This window comes from Marinomonas sp. 63XJN7_7_ISO-PGPR-S23-202 (assembly GCF_056173505.1).
Genome location: NZ_CM149677.1, coordinates 3,835,242 through 3,852,253 on the forward strand (window position 1 = coordinate 3,835,242; position 17,012 = coordinate 3,852,253).

Sequence of the window (17,012 nt, forward strand, 5' to 3'; positions counted from 1 at the left end):
AGACTATCTTTTATAACATTTTTTTATAAATTTAAGGGGATTCAACTTAACCCAGCGGGCCGTGTGGGCCACCGCCACGATGATCTCCTCCAGTATATACATCCTCCTTTTGCGCTTGCGTGGTGCTTTCTTTTTTCACGGCCTTGTCCGACGTTTCCATACTGGTCTTAGCATCAGGCACACCATAAGCCCCTGCTGGCCCTCCACCACGATGGTCTCCTCCTTTATAGCCTGTGTTATCCAGAGACGAGCATGCCGTTAAACCAAGCAGCACAACGCTCGGTATGATCACCCTGCTCATTTCTAAAAGTATTTTCATCTCAATACCTTATTCCATTTTCATAAAGCGAATCCTAAGAGCCTTAGTCGGTAAAAGCAAACAGTCCCTCTCATTAAGTGCTGCCTTTTCTGACAGACAGAGTAAGAAAAGGAGTAATACGACGGGTGGTTGAACCACTTTCAGTATGTCGTAGTGTCGATACTTAACATGACTGAAATACTCTTCAATCTGCCAACTTTCATATCAGTGGTTCAAGGAGTGTTTAGCATCATGATGGCCTCTTTTTCGCTGTCAGCACACATTCTCTACACGCGAAGATAAATGCTTCCCCCAAAAACGAAAACAACGGCAACAGGCCATGTCTCAGTCCATTTTGATAAAAAAGATATGATGGTGGTCTTCATCTCCATGTGGGCACCAGCTGTAAAAAAGCTGACAAAGTTGGTGGTCACTATGTCTCTCCAAAAGCTGGCAGAGACTACTGGAAAAGCGCTCAATGGGTATCTGACTCTAAAGGTCTTGCAAAGGCAGCTGATATCAGGATTAGATTACAAAGCCAGCTTAGGGCACGCTGTAGTGATTCATGATGCAAGCGGGGCGCGGATTGGCTGTGGTATTTTAGAAAAGTAGTCGTCCCTACGGTAATCAATGTCAAAATGGGCTGTCGAAGCAGCCCACTTTTGATTAATCTACAGCCGTTAGTTCCCCATCAAATTTGCCTTAATAATATACAATTGCGCCGCGTCTATTGTATTACCATTCAAGTACTTCTGTTCTAGCTTGCCCTTGGTAGACCAAGTGGCAAAATCATCATCATTTAATATCCCTAGGTGATGGGGATCAATTACCCACATGCCTTCCATTTTATCATGCGGATAGGAAACCGCTTTGGCCACATTAACGACCAGCGACTTACTAACAGGATAAATGCCCTTTTGCGCTAGTGCATCCCAGCCATTTTTCTCCGTATACTGCTCAAGTGTCAAGCCATTAATCATCAAGCCATGGCTGGCATCGCGGGTAACGGATGAAGACAAAGCGACTGTAGACAAAGGCGTTCCGCTGTTTAAATCAATTCGATAAATTTTCTTTTGCACATTAGGGTTCGCCTTACCATTCGGGCCACCTAACAAGAACCCTCCGTCGCGCTCATCAACCAAAAATTCATGACTATTTAAGTCTGCTAACTCAGAATTCGAATTTTGCGCTTTATCTTGACGATAGAGGTATTGCTCCGTTTTGCCTGTTTCAAGGTTCACCGTGACAATGCGCGTTAGATCCCCTTTTTGAGCCGCTTTATTTGGATTGCGCATTGTTGATTGCATGATGCCAACCAAGGTTTTCTGATCTGGCGTCACAGCCAACCCTTCCATACCACGGTTAGGGCGACGATGGGCAAATACTTCTGGCAAATGAAACACATCGCGGGCGTCACTCTTAAATGGGTTAATACGACCGATCTCAACGCCGTTGCTATCGTAATGGACGATATGAGGCCCATACTCATCACTTACCCAAAAGGTACCATCTTTCATGGCCACGAGGCCTTCACTGTCTAAGCCATAATCATCCACTTTTATCGGATTAGTGACTTTGTTATAAGGCTTAGCATCGTCCATTAAAATAGGCTTACCATCAACATGATAAGGGGTTTCCCCTGTGCCGCCCAGTGCGGGAGAATTTGGTAGCCCTGTAATAGGTTGTCCATCAGGACGACGTAGTAAGATGGTATCTACCTGACGAATTTGACCGTTATCCTCTACCTCAAACAAACCAATCCGAGGGGTATAATTTGGCACAGGGAAAATCTTACCTTTGCCATAATCCCCTTTATAGCTCGCATTCGGACCACGATCCGTCAGGGCGTAAAATTGATTGGCTTGATTTGGGTTGCCAGTCATGGAAGAGCCATAACCGCCATTACGAATTTCAAATGGCTTATGGGTTTTGTCATCAATCAAATCATGACGTAACACGGTATAGGGTAAATAACTCCCCGTTTTCGGAAAAGACTCAACAAACTGGGGCGTTTTTGACATAGAAGACTGACTAGCACAACCTGATAACACGCCTGCACACAGCACACCTGCAAACCACAACTTATTCATAACGCATCCTCTTATGTTATAGGGCGCTTAAGCGAACGCCAATTTGTCAACATAAGGTAAAGAATTAGCATGACAGTTTGATTAAAAGCCAGCAGTTGCTTTAAAAGCAGGCCTAACAACAGCGTATGAAGAGCAATTCATGACACCTAATAAGGACTAAAAAAACGTTCCCGTTCGAATGCGGTCAATAACGGCTTCCAGGTCTTCAAGCAAAAAAGGTTTACTCAAAAAATCATTCATACCTGACTCAAGGCATTTATGTCTTACCTCCTCTTCAACATGAGCGGTAAGTGCAATAATCGGTGTTTCACTTCTTCCTGTGTTTTTCTCCACTTGTCGAATAGCAGCAGTGGCCAAAAAACCGTCCATATCGGGCATATTACAATCCATAAAAATGGCATCGTAATGCTTGTTCTCAGTAAACTTTTCCAGCGCCATCCGTCCCGTTTCAACCACATCAACAGCACAACCCAATTTACAAAGCAATTGCTCACAGATCATTTGATTTATTTTATTATCTTCAGCTAATAAAATATGTAAAATACTTGGCATCTCAGTATGAATACCGGACTCATTTTCTGAGATAGACAATAATCTTTTTTGAGTTTCATCCGTTATGGTAAATGGAAGTTCGACAGTAAAAACACTTCCCACACCAAGGGTGCTCTCTACGGAAATCGTTCCCCCCATAAATTCAACCAGGCGTTGCGTAATACTCAGTCCCAATCCAGTCCCACGAATATTTGAATTAAATTGATTGACCTGATAAAACTGATCAAAAATATGTTGTCGATGTTCTGGGGCAATACCAATCCCCGTGTCAGCCACAGCAAAATGCAATGTCAGAGTATTGTCATCACGATTTTTTTGACAAGAGACCTTAATGGTTATTTCACCTTCATCCGTAAATTTGAAGGCATTGCCAATAAGGTTATAGAGCACTTGGTGAAGTCGATAAGGGTCGCCCAACACCCATTCAGGGACATCATCCACGGTGCAAGTCAGCTTTATCAGCTTTTTTTCAAACTGTACTGATAATAACAACACCGCCTCATTAACCACATTGCGAGGGTTAAATAGCAGCTGTTCTAATGCCAGTTGTTTTGCATCCATTTTAGAGTAATCAAGAATATTATTAATAATGTGCATCAATGTTCGACCAGCATTATTGATCACATTGACTTGCTGCTGTTGTTGCTCGTTCAGATCACTCATAGCCAATAATTGAGCCATACCAAGCACACCATTCATGGGCGTTCTTATTTCATGGGTCATCGACGCGAGAAAATCCGCTTTCGCCTGAGCAGCCTGCTCGGCGGCAACTTTCGCCTTTTCCAATTCAGCGGCCTGAGCGGATAGGCGCAAATTATCATTCAGTGCTTGCCAGTAAGTGCGATGTTGCTGCTTTCCTGTCTCGAAAATAAACAAGCCATAACCCAGTATTAAACAAGCAATGGTATAGCTCCCAGGTGCCTCTAAAAATATTCCGGCGGCTAAAGCAAAGGGGACGCAGATAAGAAAACAATAGAGGCGCAATATTTTATAACTAGGAGCCAAGACATTAACCCCCCCAATACTAAGACAAGCCGCTGACATCATATTAATTGTCACCGCGAGATCAACTGAGGGATTAACAAAAAACAACCATGCAGAACAGCTCCCCCACACGATTGCAGATGCCAAATAGAGAAAACAGTAGTGAGTGTAGTAAGGAGAAACGTTTATCTCATTGGCTGAAAAGAGCTTATTAAACAAAGCCAAGCGATAAATCTGCAATACCAAAAAGCACACAGAAAAAACACCAATAATAAATAGGTGCTCGCGCGCAGTTGTTGAGCTAAAGACAGCTCCCCAAAAGGCAAATAAATAAAATATCCCGCCGTACCTGGAACGTCTGGCAATATCTTTTAAGCTAATATCACTAACTTGACTATCATCAAGCCTATAAAATGCATTCTTCAAAAAAGCTCTCAGAATTTCATGGGGGTTAAGAGTCTTACCTGCATCAAAAAAAAGATACCAGTGGACTCAATCATAGAACATTTCAAAAATATTGAGAACTAATAAGTCAGTTTTCCTCTTAAAAGAAAAGCGGCTTTTCAGGGGGGACGGTAGAAACTATGACACAGGCAGTACGCAGTCAAAAAAAGGCTAACTGAGGGAAACAGTTAGCCTTTTTGCTTACTTGCACACTTCGCTAGTGTTGTTGATTGGACTCACTATCCAATCAAATGGCCGCGAATTGGGACCCTGTAACAGATTCTGTGTAACTGCCATTTAGTTAAGGTGCTTTTCGAGACGCTCCTCGAACTCAATAATAAATCGACTCATTGCTTGGCGCCAGTTCTGAATTGGCATCGTCCATTTCTTACTGGCTTCTTTAATGGCAAGGTATACCATTTTCCTCGCAGAATCATCGCTTGGGAAGACTTTACGTTTTTTAATGGCTCTACGGATAACACTGTTCAGGGACTCAATCGCATTCGTTGTGTAGATCGCTTTTCGGATATCGTCAGGGTAATTAAACAACGTATTGAGGTGATGCCAGTGATTGCGCCATGATTTGGTAATTTGCGGGTATTGATCGTCCCAGATGTCGCCGAAACGATCTAACTCTAGCAAGGCTTCTTCTTCCGTTGCGGAGCGGTAAACTTGCTTTAAATCCGCCGTCACTGCTTTATAGTCTTTCCATGATACATATTTCAATGAGTTGCGTACCATGTGTACGATGCACAGTTGGATGTTAGTTTGTGGGAAAACAGCATTGATGGCTTCTGGGAAGCCTTTTAGACCATCAACACAAGCGATGAGAATATCTTCTACGCCGCGCTGCTGAAGCTCAGTGAGGACGTTGAGCCAGAACTTCGCACCTTCGTTCTCCGCAATCCACATGCCCATGAGTTCTTTATGACCTTCAGTGTTGATACCGAGTGCCAAGAAGATCGATTTATTGATGACGCGTTTATCTTGGCGGATTTTCAACACAATACAATCAAGATACACAATGGGGTAGATGGCATCCAAAGGGCGTGCTTGCCATTCAGTCACTTGCTCAATGACCGCATTGGTAACGCGTGATACCAGTGTTGGAGATATCTCGGCACCATACCATTCATCGAAGGCATTGACGATGTCTCGGGTACTCATGCCTTGCGCATAGAGCCACAGGATTTTATCGTCCATAGAAGTGAATCGGGATTGGTGTTTTTTGACCAGCTTGGGTTCAAAAGAGCCTTCTCGGTCACGAGGCGTATCCAGTTCAAACTCACCATCTTCCGTCTTAATACGCTTGCTATTCTTGCCATTACGACTATTGGTTGAGGTGGACTTTTGATGTCTCTCGTAACCCAGATGGTCATCCATTTCTGCATTCAATGCCGCTTCAACGGTAATCTTCTTCAGCATTTGGCTAAATTCGTTGAGATCCTCAGGCGTTTTAATTCCCTTGGCGGCTTCTTTTGCGAACGCTTCAAGTTCTTTTTTGTTCATTTGCATCTACCTATCCTTAATTCTTAATAGAATATGTTGTGGTAGGCAGTTACACAAAATTAGTTACAGTCTCCGAATTGGTTCATGGTATTATCTTTACCAGACGCTTTAAGCGCTTGTTCACCAGAAAAATACTCTTTGTGATCATCCCCAATGTTAGAACCTGACATGTCTTGGTGTTTCACGCAGGCCAAACCTTGACGAATTTCTTGACGCTGCACTTCTCTTACATAACCCAACATACCTAATTCACCGAAGTAATCTTTCGCCAAGTTATCCGTAGACAACGCGGCAGTATGGTAGGTTGGCAAGGTAATCAAATGATGGAAGATCCCAGCCTGAGCGGCGGCGTCTTTTTGGAAGCGGCGAATACGCTCATCAGCTTCTTCTGCCAATGCACTAGCATCGTAATCTTCTGACATCAGTCTTTCACGTTGATACTGGCTCACGTCTTTGCCTTCTTCCAACCAAGCATCAAATACTTGTTGACGGAAGTTCAGTGTCCAGTTAAAAGATGGACTGTTGTTGTAAACCAACTTAGCATTGGGAACAACGTCACGGATACGGTTCACAAGATTAGCAATTTGCCCAATATGCGGCTTCTCTGTTTCAATCCATAATAAATCCGCCCCATTTTGCAAAGACGTAATGCAATCCAACACCACACGATCCTCACCTGTATTGGGTTTAAAACGCACCAACCCATTGGCTAAGCGAGTAGGTTTGATCACACGGTCACCCTGTTTGATGGCCATATCACCCGATTTCATTTGCTCAAGGGAGGTCACTTCCTCTCCATCTATAAAGGCCGTGTATTGCTCAGCCAAGTCACCCGCACTGCGAGACACAGGGATTTTTTGCGTTAGACCTGCGCCCAAAGAGTCGGTACGGGCAACAATCACACCATCATCCACCCCCAGCTCCAAAAAGGCATAGCGAACGGCATTAATTTTTGCCAGGAAGTCTTCATGAGGCACGGTCACTTTCCCATCTTGGTGACCACATTGTTTTGCATCAGACACTTGGTTTTCGATCTGAATACAACACGCCCCGGCTTCAATCATCTTCTTCGCGAGCAAATACGTGGCTTCTTCGTTACCAAATCCCGCATCAATATCGGCAATAATCGGCACCACATGGGTTTCAAAGTTATCGATTTTTTGCTGAGCCGCTTGCTCACGGACTTGATCGCCTGCGTCTCTCGCCTCGTCCATTTCTTTAAACAAATGTTGTAACTCACGCGCATCGGCTTGTTTCAAAAAGGTGTACAGTTCTTCGATTAAAGCCGGTACAGACGTTTTTTCATGCATAGATTGATCAGGCAGAGGACCAAATTCAGAACGCATGGCGGCCACCATCCAACCAGACAAATACAAGTAACGACTGCGCGTGGTACCAAAATGCTTCTTAATGGAAATCATTTTTTGCTGACCGACAAAGCCATGCCAGCACCCTAAAGACTGGGTGTAATTCGCTGGATCTTTATCATAGCTTGCCATGTCTTCACGCATGATCTTAGCTGTGTACCTAGCAATCTCTAACCCTGTATTAAAGCGGTTTTGTAATTGCATTCTCACCACATATTCTGGGTTCATCGCCGCCCAAGTTGGGCCTTGTTGAGAAAGGCTTTGGCTTACTTGTTGAGTTTTATTTTTATACGTCATCATGTGATTTCTCGCTCTTCAGGTTGTTTAAGATAAAATTAATGTATTTGGATCAAACTTTTGCTCTTAGACGATAAGCATGTAACAAAGGCTCGGTGTAACCGTTAGGCTGATCCGTTCCTTTAAAAATCAAATCTTGCGCCGCTTGGAAGGCATAACTGGTCGATGGATTCTCAGCCATCGGTTGGTAACCGTCAGTGGCCTGATTTTGCTTATCCACGACTTGAGCCATGTGTTGCATTACCTCATCAATTTGCTCTTTAGTGCACACGCCATGAAGCAACCAATTAGACAAATGCTGACTGGAAATTCGCAAAGTGGCACGGTCTTCCATCAAACCAACGTCATTGATATCCGGCACTTTGGAACACCCCACGCCAGCCTCAACCCAACGCACGACATACCCTAATAAGCCCTGTACATTGTTTTCGATCTCTCGGTCGATCACTTGGCGAGACAGGGTTAAATTGTCCGGAATCGTCGGGATAAGAAGTAGATCCGTTAGACTCGCTTGCGGACGGTGCTTAATACGTTCTTGCACTTCAAAAACATCCACTTGGTGATAATGCAAAGCATGCAATGTCGCTGCGGTGGGAGAAGGCACCCAAGCCGTACTCGCCCCCGTTTTTGGATGCGCAACTTTTGCCTCCATCATGGCAGCCATCTCATCCGGCATGGCCCACATGCCCTTGCCAATTTGTGCTTTTCCAGACAAACCACATTGCAAGCCAATGGTGACATTGCGATCCTCATAGGCTTGGATCCAAGGCTGATGCTTGATTTGTTCTTTTGGTAAAAAAGGCCCCGCTTGCATACTGGTATGTATCTCATCGCCAGTGCGGTCCAAAAAGCCGGTATTAATGAAAAACACCCGAGATTTCGCCTGACGAATACATTCTTTTAAATTCACTGTCGTGCGACGTTCTTCATCCATAATGCCGATCTTAATGGTGTTCTCAGGTAGCCCCAGCATTTGTTCAACTCGATCAAACAGCTCACAACTAAACGCTACCTCCTCGGGTCCATGCATCTTAGGTTTCACAATATAAATGCTGCCTGTACGACTATTGTGAATGCCCCCAGCTCCCTGCAAATCCAACGCACCAATTAACGCCGTGACGACCGCGTCCATTATGCCTTCGGGGGCGAAGTTACCCTGCGCATCTTGCATCAAATCACATTCCATTAAGTGCCCAACATTGCGCACCAACAACAAAGCACGGCCTGGCAAGCGATATTCATTACCCTCTAAATCTGTGTAAACTCGGTCCGGGTTCATTCTGCGAGTTTGCGTTTGGCCGTCCTTTTCAAACGTGGCTTCTAGGGTACCTTGCATCAAGCCTAACCAGTTTCGATAGACTTCAATCTTATCCTCCGCGTCCACGGCGGCCACTGAATCCTCACAGTCGATAATGGTGCTTAGGGCCGACTCAATAACAATGTCGTTGATATTCGCTTTATCCTTAGTACCGTTCAGACCATTACGATCAAACTGAATTTCCACATGCAAACCATGGTTTCTTAACAGGATGGCTTCCGGCTCACTACGCTGACCATTCACCCCGACCAACTGACAAGGTTGTTTCAACCCCGTTTGACTGCCATCCTCAAAAAAGGCTAATAGATGGCGGTAGTACACCATGTAACTGATGACGTCTTTATGGGAGCCAGACTCCAGTGGAAAAACGTCATCCAAAAACCCTTTGGCTTTCGTGATGACCTGTTCACCACGAACCGCGTTATAACCTTGACGGCTTCCTAATTCCGCGTTTTTTGGGATCACATCAGTGCCGTAAAAGGCATCGTACAAACTGCCCCAACGGGCATTGGCCGCATTCAACGAAAAACGGGCATTCTTCGCAGGCACCACTAATTGAGGCCCCGCCAAAGTCGCGATTTCATCGTCCACATTTGCAGTGGTAATGGTGAAATCTTCCCCTTCAGCGACCAAGTAGCCAATCTCCCGTAAAAAAGCCTCATAGGCAGGTACATCCAATGGTTGTCCTTTATGAGCAAGGTGCCATTGATCAATCTGACGTTGCATCTCATCTCGAGTCGCCAACAATTGACGATTCACAGGCGATAAATCGGCAATCAACTGATCAAGATCACGCCAAAATTGATCAGGCTCGATAGTATGAAGGGGCAATACATCGTCATTGATGAAACGGTAAAACCCTGAGTGAATCACACTGTTATTTTTTGGTAAGGGCATAGTCATCTCACTTTCCTTCTTAAATCGGTCTGTTCATAATTACCTACGGTAAAACACCAAGGTTTATCAGGTAGCAAAGGGGTCACTCGTGTTAACCATTGCTTGATTTATAGACTACTCTCTAATAACCTAAAATTTCACAATAAGAATTACACAGTGTAAATTTCACAAAAATGAAAAATAAAAATAGCCTCAACCGTAAAGCCCATTTTTTGGGCACCAAGATCCGTAACCTGCGTAAACGTAACCGTTTGACAATGGAAGACTTATCCGCCCGCTGTATAAAAATGGACGCAGAATCTGCCCCATCGGTGTCTTATTTATCCATGATCGAAAGGGGAAAACGCATTCCTAGTGAGGAGGTATTGGAAGTCATTGCCAGTGTTTTTCAAAAAAATGTGGCTTGGTTTTTAGACGATATTCCCGAGGAAGAAGCCATTACCCCGACAAAAGGCTCGGGGGGCGGCATCAATGGCATGGCATTAGAACCAAACTTTCTCTTCTCCAAAGAAATTTTACAAATCGCCATTCCTGAAATGCTTTCTCAAACGGGCACCAGTGGCCGTCAATTTGCCCATTTGCTGATTCGTGCTCACCAAGAACATCATCAAAATCACTTTCCGGATTTAGAGCGAGCCGCCGAAGAAGTAGGACTTAAGCGCTTACCCTTAAGTCTCGATGACCTGATCGCTATCACCAAGCAAATGGGGCTACAAATCAAATGGTTTCGAAAAACGCCCGTCGCCGTCCTACAAGACATGGGCATTAATGGAGGCCATGTGGTGACCTCCTTTTTTGATCCGCCAAGCACCATCTACATCAATCAAATTATGAAAAACCAGCCGCAACGTTTGAAATACAACCTTGCGGTGCACATCGGCCACACGGTATTACACGATAAAGATGGGATGAAAAACGTCTTGGTCACAGGACGTAATGAAATCTCACCACTTCAATCAAAAAGCACTAAGACCCACTCATCAGGCGCTGGCATGGATGCCCAGGACATTCTGTATGCCTGGCGAGACTTCGAATGCAGCTTTTTTGCTGGCGCTTTACTGTGTCCCAAAGTGCCCTTTCGGCAAATGCTGGATCGCAATGGCTATGAAATCAATACCGCAAAGCTGGCAGATGTGTCCGAATCGGTTACCATGCGGCGCATGACCGCCGCTTCGCCTTATCCCCATTGGCATTACTTTGATGCCTACGCGCCAGGGAAGCTCAAAGCTGTGTATCGGGGCAATGGCATCCCATTACCTTGGGGAAATATGAGCATGGTGGAAGACCCTTGCCAGCATTGGTCGGTGTTTCGCAAAATCAGCGAGCCAAGTACTGGCACCTCAGCGCAAATATCCATACTCAATGTTGGGGATGAGCCACGAATTTATGCTTGTGAATCCATTAAAGTGCACGACCTAGCGGGCAACAGTCATGTACTTTGTTCCGGCATCGACTTAAACCCAGCCATTGACGCTCAAAGTAAAGATGCCCTAAGCATTGCCGCCGATTTGCGCCAAGCCTGCGTAACCAAAGGAGGTTCCTCACCCATTCCGAGAAGTATCAAAAAAGACTTAATGAGCGTGGCGAAAATTCTCAATATTAATTGGATAGAACGGGGAATAGATAATGATGCACGCTTGATTTGCTCCCGTGGCGCCGTCTGTCCAAGATCGCCAAGTTGCTATCAGCAATGTGAGGCGAAGTAGTTGGCGCGTTTGGGAAAGTTGATCTTGGAAGCTGATAGTGATTGAGAAAGAGCCTTAATCGCTCGGTGTTTAGCAATATTATAGTCACCATGACCATTAGAATGACGGGCAATGAGACGAAGGTGAATACCCTTGCAACCATCCTAAGACAAGAGGTATAAAGAGGCTACTTAATGTTAGTAGAAATAGCATAAATGGGAAGCCACGCTACTCACAACGAATCAAATAACAGCAGTATCTTTCAGTAGGGAGACAATCTATGCCAGTCATCACCATCCAGCAATCACCCGGTCGAAGCAAAGAGCAGAAACAATTGTTAATAAAACGTATAACAGAAGCGTTTGAAGAAGCTTATGAGTTGCCTCCTGAAGCGGTGACGGTCTTCTTTCAAAATTTCGATGATGAACATTGGGGGAAAGCAGGAAGGTTACATTGCGATAAAAAGGCTACTCAACAGGACTAAGCTATAAGATTTATCCGCTGAATGGGCTCCGTTTACGCTCATTGACAGATGCTTTAGATGTTTTGTGGAGAGCGATAGGAAAATGCCATTTATTGGTAATTGGCGCTATCGACTCTATCAAAATGAACCTACAAGTATTAAAATTGTCTCGAATTCCCCTCCCCCTTCAGTTAAGGATTTTTTTTCATGACTTTGTCGACCGGCCAGTCAACGAATGTTGTCGTTGTTAGTAACTCTTCCGATAATCCATTTGCTATTGATATTGCCTATGCTATGGGTCAGTACGATGATATTGACGATATTATCAGTATGAAACAATTCATGAACTCCGAGTTCTGCCCGCGTTTCATCTCTGACGAACATGACTTCGACAACATTGGTCGCAAACTAAGAGACAAGTCTGTGATCATTGTGAGTACCACCAGCCATGTAAAAAGTCGCCAAGAATTGGCCATGGCAAACTTGATCATCGCTCGCGCAGCAAAAGAGAACGGAGCGGCTCGTGTGATCCTTGTCGAGCCAGACTTATTTTACAGTGCACAGGATCGTGGCCCTCATCTGAGCTTAGGCGAAACCAGCTTTCAACGTGACATTAAAGACGTAAAGAAATTCGATGGCCAGCCTTTTACCGCTAAGCTCTATGCCCAAATGCTCAAGCTATCGGGCGTCGATACGGTTATGACGATACATAATCACTCCGATTCAGTACAAAAGATGTTTAACGAGGTCTTTGAGGGAGACTTTCATAATCTCATCCCTTATGAAATTTACGCCCACTACTTGTTAAACTCCGATATGCTGGATTACGGTGAAAAAGGTGAAGGTCTGGTATTGTGTGCACCTGATAAAGGCGCTCGTGATTTCGTCAAACAGATGTTCCATACTCTTGGCTTACCAAAAGCGAAGTTCATCATGCTAGACAAAGAGCGAACCGATGAGCGTAAAGTCGAAATCACCCTACACAAAGAAAGCGAACACACCTTTGATGGGTTGGATGGTGCCAGCATTGTCTTATTCGACGACATGGTTCGAACCGGTTCTACGGTGGTGAAATCCTGCCAATTCCTACAACAAATAAACCCCAAACGCATGGTATTCGCTGTATCACACTTTTATGCCAGCGACGAAGGCCGCCAGCGTATGGCACACCCAGCCCTTGGTGAAATCCTTACCTTGAACACACTACCAACGATTCTAAACCGTGACGAACAAGGTCGCTTGCGGAAAAAAATGGTGGTGCTAAAAGTCGAAAAATGGCTGGCCCAAGAGCTTTGCAATATCCTTGATTTGCCACAGAACCATGAGCCAAACCCTTATAAAATCGACATGTCGTCTAAAAACCCTCGCTTCAAACGTAAAATCTGGTTTAGCGAAGAATTACAAGAACTAAAAAATAAAAAGTAAGCCTTTTAAAATCACGCCTTACTATTGAACAAAAAGCCCAGATTAGATTGAACAAAAAACCCAGATTAGACAAAGTCTTATCTGGGCTTTTGTTCAAAGAAGATCCTTAAGAAAATACTAATTCACGCTGTAAAGTAATGCCATAATAGTAAGCATAACGCTTAAACGCGGCACTCAACAAACAGTTGAGAATGACAACATCACTTGGTTCCAAGACGATGCTCCCAATCAAGCGGATGTAGAAGCAGCAGCCCAAGGCTGTTGCGTGATATTGCATGACGTCAATCCACCAGGCTATAAACATTGGGAAGACTTAGCGTTACCTATGCTGAATAACACAATTGTCGTCGCGAAAAAGGCCGGCGCTTGTATTGTGTTTCCAGATACTGTCTACAACTACGGGGAAGATGCCTTTCCTTTATTGAGCGAAACCTCCCCACAAAACCCGGAGACTAAAAAGAGCCAAATTCGCGTAGAAATGGAACAACGCTTAGAGGATTTTGCCGAACAAGGTGGACAAGTCATCATAGTCCGAGCGGGGATTTCTTTGGGTCAAATGCTGCCAACAATTGGTTTTCTCAAGAGCTTATCAAACCTAATAAACCAATAAAAATGATCAGTAACCCTTCAAAAATCAGTGTTGGTCATCAATGGTCTTACTTACCAGATGTCGCAGCAACCATGCTCAAATTGATCGAAATTCGCCATACATTAGATGCCTTTGCAACCTTTCATATGAATGGATTTTGGAATCAATATGGTATGCAAATGGCAAAAGCCATTCGTCGAGTACTGGAAAAAAACACTCAAACAACTCCTAACATTTCGGCTTTTCTTTGGCGGCTGATGCCGCTAATCGCGACATTCAACGAAACCCTAAGAGAAATGATGGAAATGAAGTACTTATGGCAACAGCCTATTCGAATGAACAACAGTAAACTACTACAGCATCTAGGAGAAGAGCCTACCGCGCCCATCGACAAAGCAGTAGAAGACACATTAAAAGGGTTACGCTGTTTTCGCTAACAACATTGACATTTTAGACTCGCAGAAAATAAAAAAACGTTTTAGTATCAATGAAGATGTTCTATCACCCCATTTTTCCGAGGATCAACATTAAATTTCAAAGATCAACACGTTAACATGGGGCATAAAGATGTTATTTAATGCTGGGAGAGACAGGATGAGCTTCGAAGATCGACCTTATTTAAGAGAGATACAACTAAAAAGAGATAAGATCGACAATTACGATGTCTATCCTTTTGACATCCCTGCCGTCAAAGAATTGGATCACTTGGAATTTCACCCTGATGTGACTTTTTTTGTGGGAGAAAATGGCTCGGGGAAATCAACTCTCTTGGAGGCCATTGCCGTTACTCAAGGGTTAAATGCAGAGGGAGGCACAAAAAACTCCATATTCTCGACCAGTTCAACCCACTCTGAATTACACCAATACCTGAAGTCGGTTAAGAGTTTCAAACGACCGAAAGATAGCTATTTTTTACGAGCTGAAAGTTTTTATAATGTCGCAACATTAATGGATGAAACTGGCTATTTTGACTCCTACGGTGGAAAATCTCTCCACGAACAATCCCACGGAGAATCTTTTATGGCAACATTAATGAATAAACTCCGTGGCAATGGTCTTTATTTCATGGACGAACCGGAAGCCGCGCTATCCCCAGCTCGTCAAATGGCGGCCGTATCGGCCATCCATCAACTGGTAAAAGAGAACTCACAATTCATCATTGCGACTCATTCCCCTATCCTACTGGCATATCCTAGATCTAAAATTTATCACTTTTCGAAAGTCGGCATATCGGAAGTCGCCTATGAAGACACTGAGCATTATGAAGTGACAAAAGACTTCCTTAATAACCACGAAAAGATGATGCAAATACTAATGGAAGACTAGTGTCTAAAAAACGAACAAGAGAATTATACAATAGCCCCAAGAGCGACGTCTTAAATCCAGATACATTGGATAGATATGCCAGTCATCACCAGGACGAACCAAACAACAAAAGCAATTACTATCCAGAATCAAATGAGAGTATTAATTGTCATGATAACGATAGGTTATTTTGGGGTGAGCTTGGTCGAGATGAAGCGGTAGCCCATCCAACAACCAATGAAACTGTCTAGGGGACACTTGCAAAGACAATAACTCATCTTCTATTCCCGGCCATAAAAACACACCTTTTTCCAAGCGTTTATAATGCAGCTAAAAGCCATTGGTAGACCATTGCAGAATTTTCAGTCGATTGTGTGTTCGACCACAAAAGACAAACAGTCTATCTGAGCAGGGCTCTTGCTCAAGATCGTAGGCGACGATCGAAGTTAAGCCATCAATGGATTTACGCATATCGGTTGGCCCACAGATCAGAATCACAGGCAAAGAATCACTGGTGTTGAACATAGTTATGCTTCCAAAAATCATAACTATGCAGAATGAGAAAAGCTAAATTAAGGTGTCGTTCCCCAGACGCTTACGCTTCAAACGTAAAATCTGGTTTAGCGATGAGTTACAAGAACTAAAAAATAAAAAGTAAGCCTTTTAAAATCACGCCTTACTATTGAACAAAAGCCCAGATTACAAAGTCTTATCTGGGCTTTTGTTCAAAGAAGACCCTTAAGAAAATACTAATTCACGCTGTAAAGTAATGCCATAATAGTAAGCATAACGAGTGATAACATAAGCAACAACAAACGTAGCGATGACAAGCTCAACCTCTGCGATAACCCCCAAAAGTTGAATCACAGCAACATCCATTCCCCATGCAACGCACTGCGCTTGTACTTTAAACAAAGCCGTCGCACCAATCGCTAAAGGAAAAGTAAAAGCGGCATAACCTGGGCTAAAAGGCAGTCTTAATAAACGCAGGGCAAATCGGTAAATCGTTGCGGTTTTCAGTAGTGCTATTCCTAATAAAACCAACACAAACCATTTAGAGGGTGCATCCACAACGGTTAAATAGCCCGCCAAACAGACACTGGCAGGTGCTGCCATAATGGCAAAAGTGGGTTTGGCGTTATCCGGTAATTCTCCACAATACCTCAAGCGATACACCATGAGAGGCAAAAGAACCAAATAACAAGCAATGCCAAACCATAGAATGCCTTCCGCCAAGGGCTGAAATAAAGACGCTGGATAACTAATCGCTGCGACAATAATGCCCACTGGCGGCACAAACCAGCTTGGCACCATATCTGCCAAGGTAAACCCTTTGTATCTGTGATACACAAAAGTCACAAGAAACACCGTATGAATCGCAATCGCAAACAACCACAAAGCGACCGCCAGCTTCGGCATAAAATGATGAAGCGACATGGTAATTACCATTAATGCCATCGCGAACGTTGGAACCACGCTTCCCACGACAGGATGCTGTAGATCCTGTACCAATAATCTCGGGTGTAAGGAGAATTTCCCAACCAGCAACATCAATAAAAAGGCGCCAATAGTCGCAGAGAAATACGGTAAAAAAGAAGACTCTTGAACAACAAAATGCCAGCTACACCCTAAACTGGCAATACCCAGAGCAAGACCCGCTATGGGGGTTGGTGCAAAAGACAATCGATGACGCAATAATGTAAACATAACCTGACTCCAAGCTATCAATTAGGAATAAGATTATGGTAAAAGGATATATGAAATCATAAAATCTAAATGTTTTTAATAA

General features: G+C 43.9%; 14 protein-coding genes and 2 pseudogenes. 7 read left to right on the forward strand and 9 right to left on the reverse strand.

The window, feature by feature from the left end:
- Window positions 1–46: 46 nt before the first annotated feature.
- Window positions 47–319 (reverse strand): hypothetical protein, encoded by a 273-nt coding sequence (locus tag AC0VYG_RS17790; RefSeq protein WP_475429257.1) that lies wholly within the window; start codon window positions 317–319, stop codon window positions 47–49.
- 282 nt (window positions 320–601) lie between these two features.
- On the opposite strand from AC0VYG_RS17790, the gene AC0VYG_RS17795 reads away from it, so the two are divergent.
- Window positions 602–910 carry a hypothetical protein gene (locus tag AC0VYG_RS17795; protein ID WP_475429258.1) on the forward strand — a complete coding sequence of 103 codons (309 nt, stop codon included), beginning with the start codon at window positions 602–604 and terminating at the stop codon, window positions 908–910.
- 68 nt (window positions 911–978) lie between these two features.
- Here the strand turns inward: AC0VYG_RS17795 and AC0VYG_RS17800 are convergent, their stop codons facing one another.
- The 5 genes from AC0VYG_RS17800 to AC0VYG_RS17820 all read right to left on the reverse strand — a co-directional run bounded on the left by AC0VYG_RS17800 (window position 979) and on the right by AC0VYG_RS17820 (window position 9,762).
- Entirely contained in the window at window positions 979–2,388 is a 1,410-nt protein-coding gene (locus AC0VYG_RS17800) for an esterase-like activity of phytase family protein (protein ID WP_475429259.1), read from the reverse strand.
- Window positions 2,389–2,544: 156 nt separating this feature from the next.
- Window positions 2,545–4,179: an ATP-binding protein gene (locus AC0VYG_RS17805; protein ID WP_475429260.1), complete on the reverse strand. Its 1,635-nt coding sequence runs from the start codon at window positions 4,177–4,179 to the stop codon at window positions 2,545–2,547.
- Between the two features lie 486 nt (window positions 4,180–4,665).
- Window positions 4,666–5,877, reverse strand: coding sequence for an IS256 family transposase (locus AC0VYG_RS17810; RefSeq protein WP_475432512.1), 1,212 nt, complete (start codon window positions 5,875–5,877; stop codon window positions 4,666–4,668).
- Window positions 5,878–5,936: 59 nt separating this feature from the next.
- The gene (locus AC0VYG_RS17815) at window positions 5,937–7,544 is read right to left on the reverse strand and encodes an isocitrate lyase (protein ID WP_475429261.1); all 1,608 of its coding nucleotides are present in this window, start codon (window positions 7,542–7,544) and stop codon (window positions 5,937–5,939) included.
- A gap of 49 nt (window positions 7,545–7,593) precedes the next feature.
- Entirely contained in the window at window positions 7,594–9,762 is a 2,169-nt protein-coding gene (locus AC0VYG_RS17820) for a malate synthase G (protein WP_475429262.1), read from the reverse strand.
- Window positions 9,763–9,929: 167 nt separating this feature from the next.
- On the opposite strand from AC0VYG_RS17820, the gene AC0VYG_RS17825 reads away from it, so the two are divergent.
- The 3 genes and pseudogenes from AC0VYG_RS17825 (at window position 9,930) to AC0VYG_RS17835 (ending at window position 13,329) form a co-directional block, all read left to right on the forward strand.
- Complete coding sequence (locus AC0VYG_RS17825) at window positions 9,930–11,462, forward strand: DUF3612 domain-containing protein (protein ID WP_475429263.1); 1,533 nt, start codon at window positions 9,930–9,932, stop codon at window positions 11,460–11,462.
- A 247-nt stretch (window positions 11,463–11,709) separates the two neighbouring features.
- Window positions 11,710–11,925: pseudogene (locus AC0VYG_RS17830) on the forward strand (tautomerase family protein); the annotation flags it as partial.
- A gap of 186 nt (window positions 11,926–12,111) precedes the next feature.
- Window positions 12,112–13,329: a ribose-phosphate diphosphokinase gene (locus AC0VYG_RS17835; protein WP_475429264.1), complete on the forward strand. Its 1,218-nt coding sequence runs from the start codon at window positions 12,112–12,114 to the stop codon at window positions 13,327–13,329.
- A 106-nt stretch (window positions 13,330–13,435) separates the two neighbouring features.
- On the opposite strand, the gene AC0VYG_RS17840 is transcribed toward AC0VYG_RS17835, so the two are convergent.
- On the reverse strand, window positions 13,436–13,606 hold the full coding sequence (locus AC0VYG_RS17840; protein WP_475429265.1) for a hypothetical protein: 171 nt from the start codon (window positions 13,604–13,606) through the stop codon (window positions 13,436–13,438).
- On the opposite strand from AC0VYG_RS17840, the gene AC0VYG_RS17845 reads away from it, so the two are divergent.
- The 3 genes from AC0VYG_RS17845 (at window position 13,595) to AC0VYG_RS17855 (ending at window position 15,244) form a co-directional block, all read left to right on the forward strand.
- Window positions 13,595–13,939 (forward strand): hypothetical protein, encoded by a 345-nt coding sequence (locus tag AC0VYG_RS17845; protein WP_475449870.1) that lies wholly within the window; start codon window positions 13,595–13,597, stop codon window positions 13,937–13,939. The genes AC0VYG_RS17840 and AC0VYG_RS17845 overlap by 12 nt on opposite strands.
- A 2-nt stretch (window positions 13,940–13,941) precedes the next feature.
- Window positions 13,942–14,355 (forward strand): Rossmann-fold NAD(P)-binding domain-containing protein, encoded by a 414-nt coding sequence (locus AC0VYG_RS17850; RefSeq protein WP_475429267.1) that lies wholly within the window; start codon window positions 13,942–13,944, stop codon window positions 14,353–14,355.
- A gap of 157 nt (window positions 14,356–14,512) precedes the next feature.
- On the forward strand, window positions 14,513–15,244 hold the full coding sequence (locus tag AC0VYG_RS17855; protein WP_475429268.1) for an AAA family ATPase: 732 nt from the start codon (window positions 14,513–14,515) through the stop codon (window positions 15,242–15,244).
- A gap of 141 nt (window positions 15,245–15,385) precedes the next feature.
- Here the strand turns inward: AC0VYG_RS17855 and tnpB are convergent.
- Window positions 15,386–15,769 (reverse strand): annotated as a pseudogene (gene tnpB / locus AC0VYG_RS17860) (IS66 family insertion sequence element accessory protein TnpB).
- Window positions 15,770–15,961: 192 nt separating this feature from the next.
- Window positions 15,962–16,930, reverse strand: coding sequence for a TDT family transporter (locus AC0VYG_RS17865; protein ID WP_475429269.1), 969 nt, complete (start codon window positions 16,928–16,930; stop codon window positions 15,962–15,964).
- Window positions 16,931–17,012: the final 82 nt, after the last annotated feature.

Coding starts and splice junctions, on each gene's coding strand:
- AC0VYG_RS17815 (WP_475429261.1), bottom strand. CDS start 7,544: ATGATGACGTATAAAAATAAAACTCAACAAGTAAGCCAAAGCCTTTCT.
- AC0VYG_RS17855 (WP_475429268.1), top strand. CDS start 14,513: ATGAGCTTCGAAGATCGACCTTATTTAAGAGAGATACAACTAAAAAGA.
- AC0VYG_RS17825 (WP_475429263.1), top strand. CDS start 9,930: ATGAAAAATAAAAATAGCCTCAACCGTAAAGCCCATTTTTTGGGCACC.
- AC0VYG_RS17865 (WP_475429269.1), bottom strand. CDS start 16,930: ATGTTTACATTATTGCGTCATCGATTGTCTTTTGCACCAACCCCCATA.
- AC0VYG_RS17820 (WP_475429262.1), bottom strand. CDS start 9,762: ATGACTATGCCCTTACCAAAAAATAACAGTGTGATTCACTCAGGGTTT.
- AC0VYG_RS17835 (WP_475429264.1), top strand. CDS start 12,112: ATGACTTTGTCGACCGGCCAGTCAACGAATGTTGTCGTTGTTAGTAAC.
- AC0VYG_RS17840 (WP_475429265.1), bottom strand. CDS start 13,606: ATGCAATATCACGCAACAGCCTTGGGCTGCTGCTTCTACATCCGCTTG.
- AC0VYG_RS17850 (WP_475429267.1), top strand. CDS start 13,942: ATGATCAGTAACCCTTCAAAAATCAGTGTTGGTCATCAATGGTCTTAC.
- AC0VYG_RS17795 (WP_475429258.1), top strand. CDS start 602: ATGCTTCCCCCAAAAACGAAAACAACGGCAACAGGCCATGTCTCAGTC.
- AC0VYG_RS17800 (WP_475429259.1), bottom strand. CDS start 2,388: ATGAATAAGTTGTGGTTTGCAGGTGTGCTGTGTGCAGGCGTGTTATCA.
- AC0VYG_RS17790 (WP_475429257.1), bottom strand. CDS start 319: ATGAAAATACTTTTAGAAATGAGCAGGGTGATCATACCGAGCGTTGTG.
- AC0VYG_RS17810 (WP_475432512.1), bottom strand. CDS start 5,877: ATGAACAAAAAAGAACTTGAAGCGTTCGCAAAAGAAGCCGCCAAGGGA.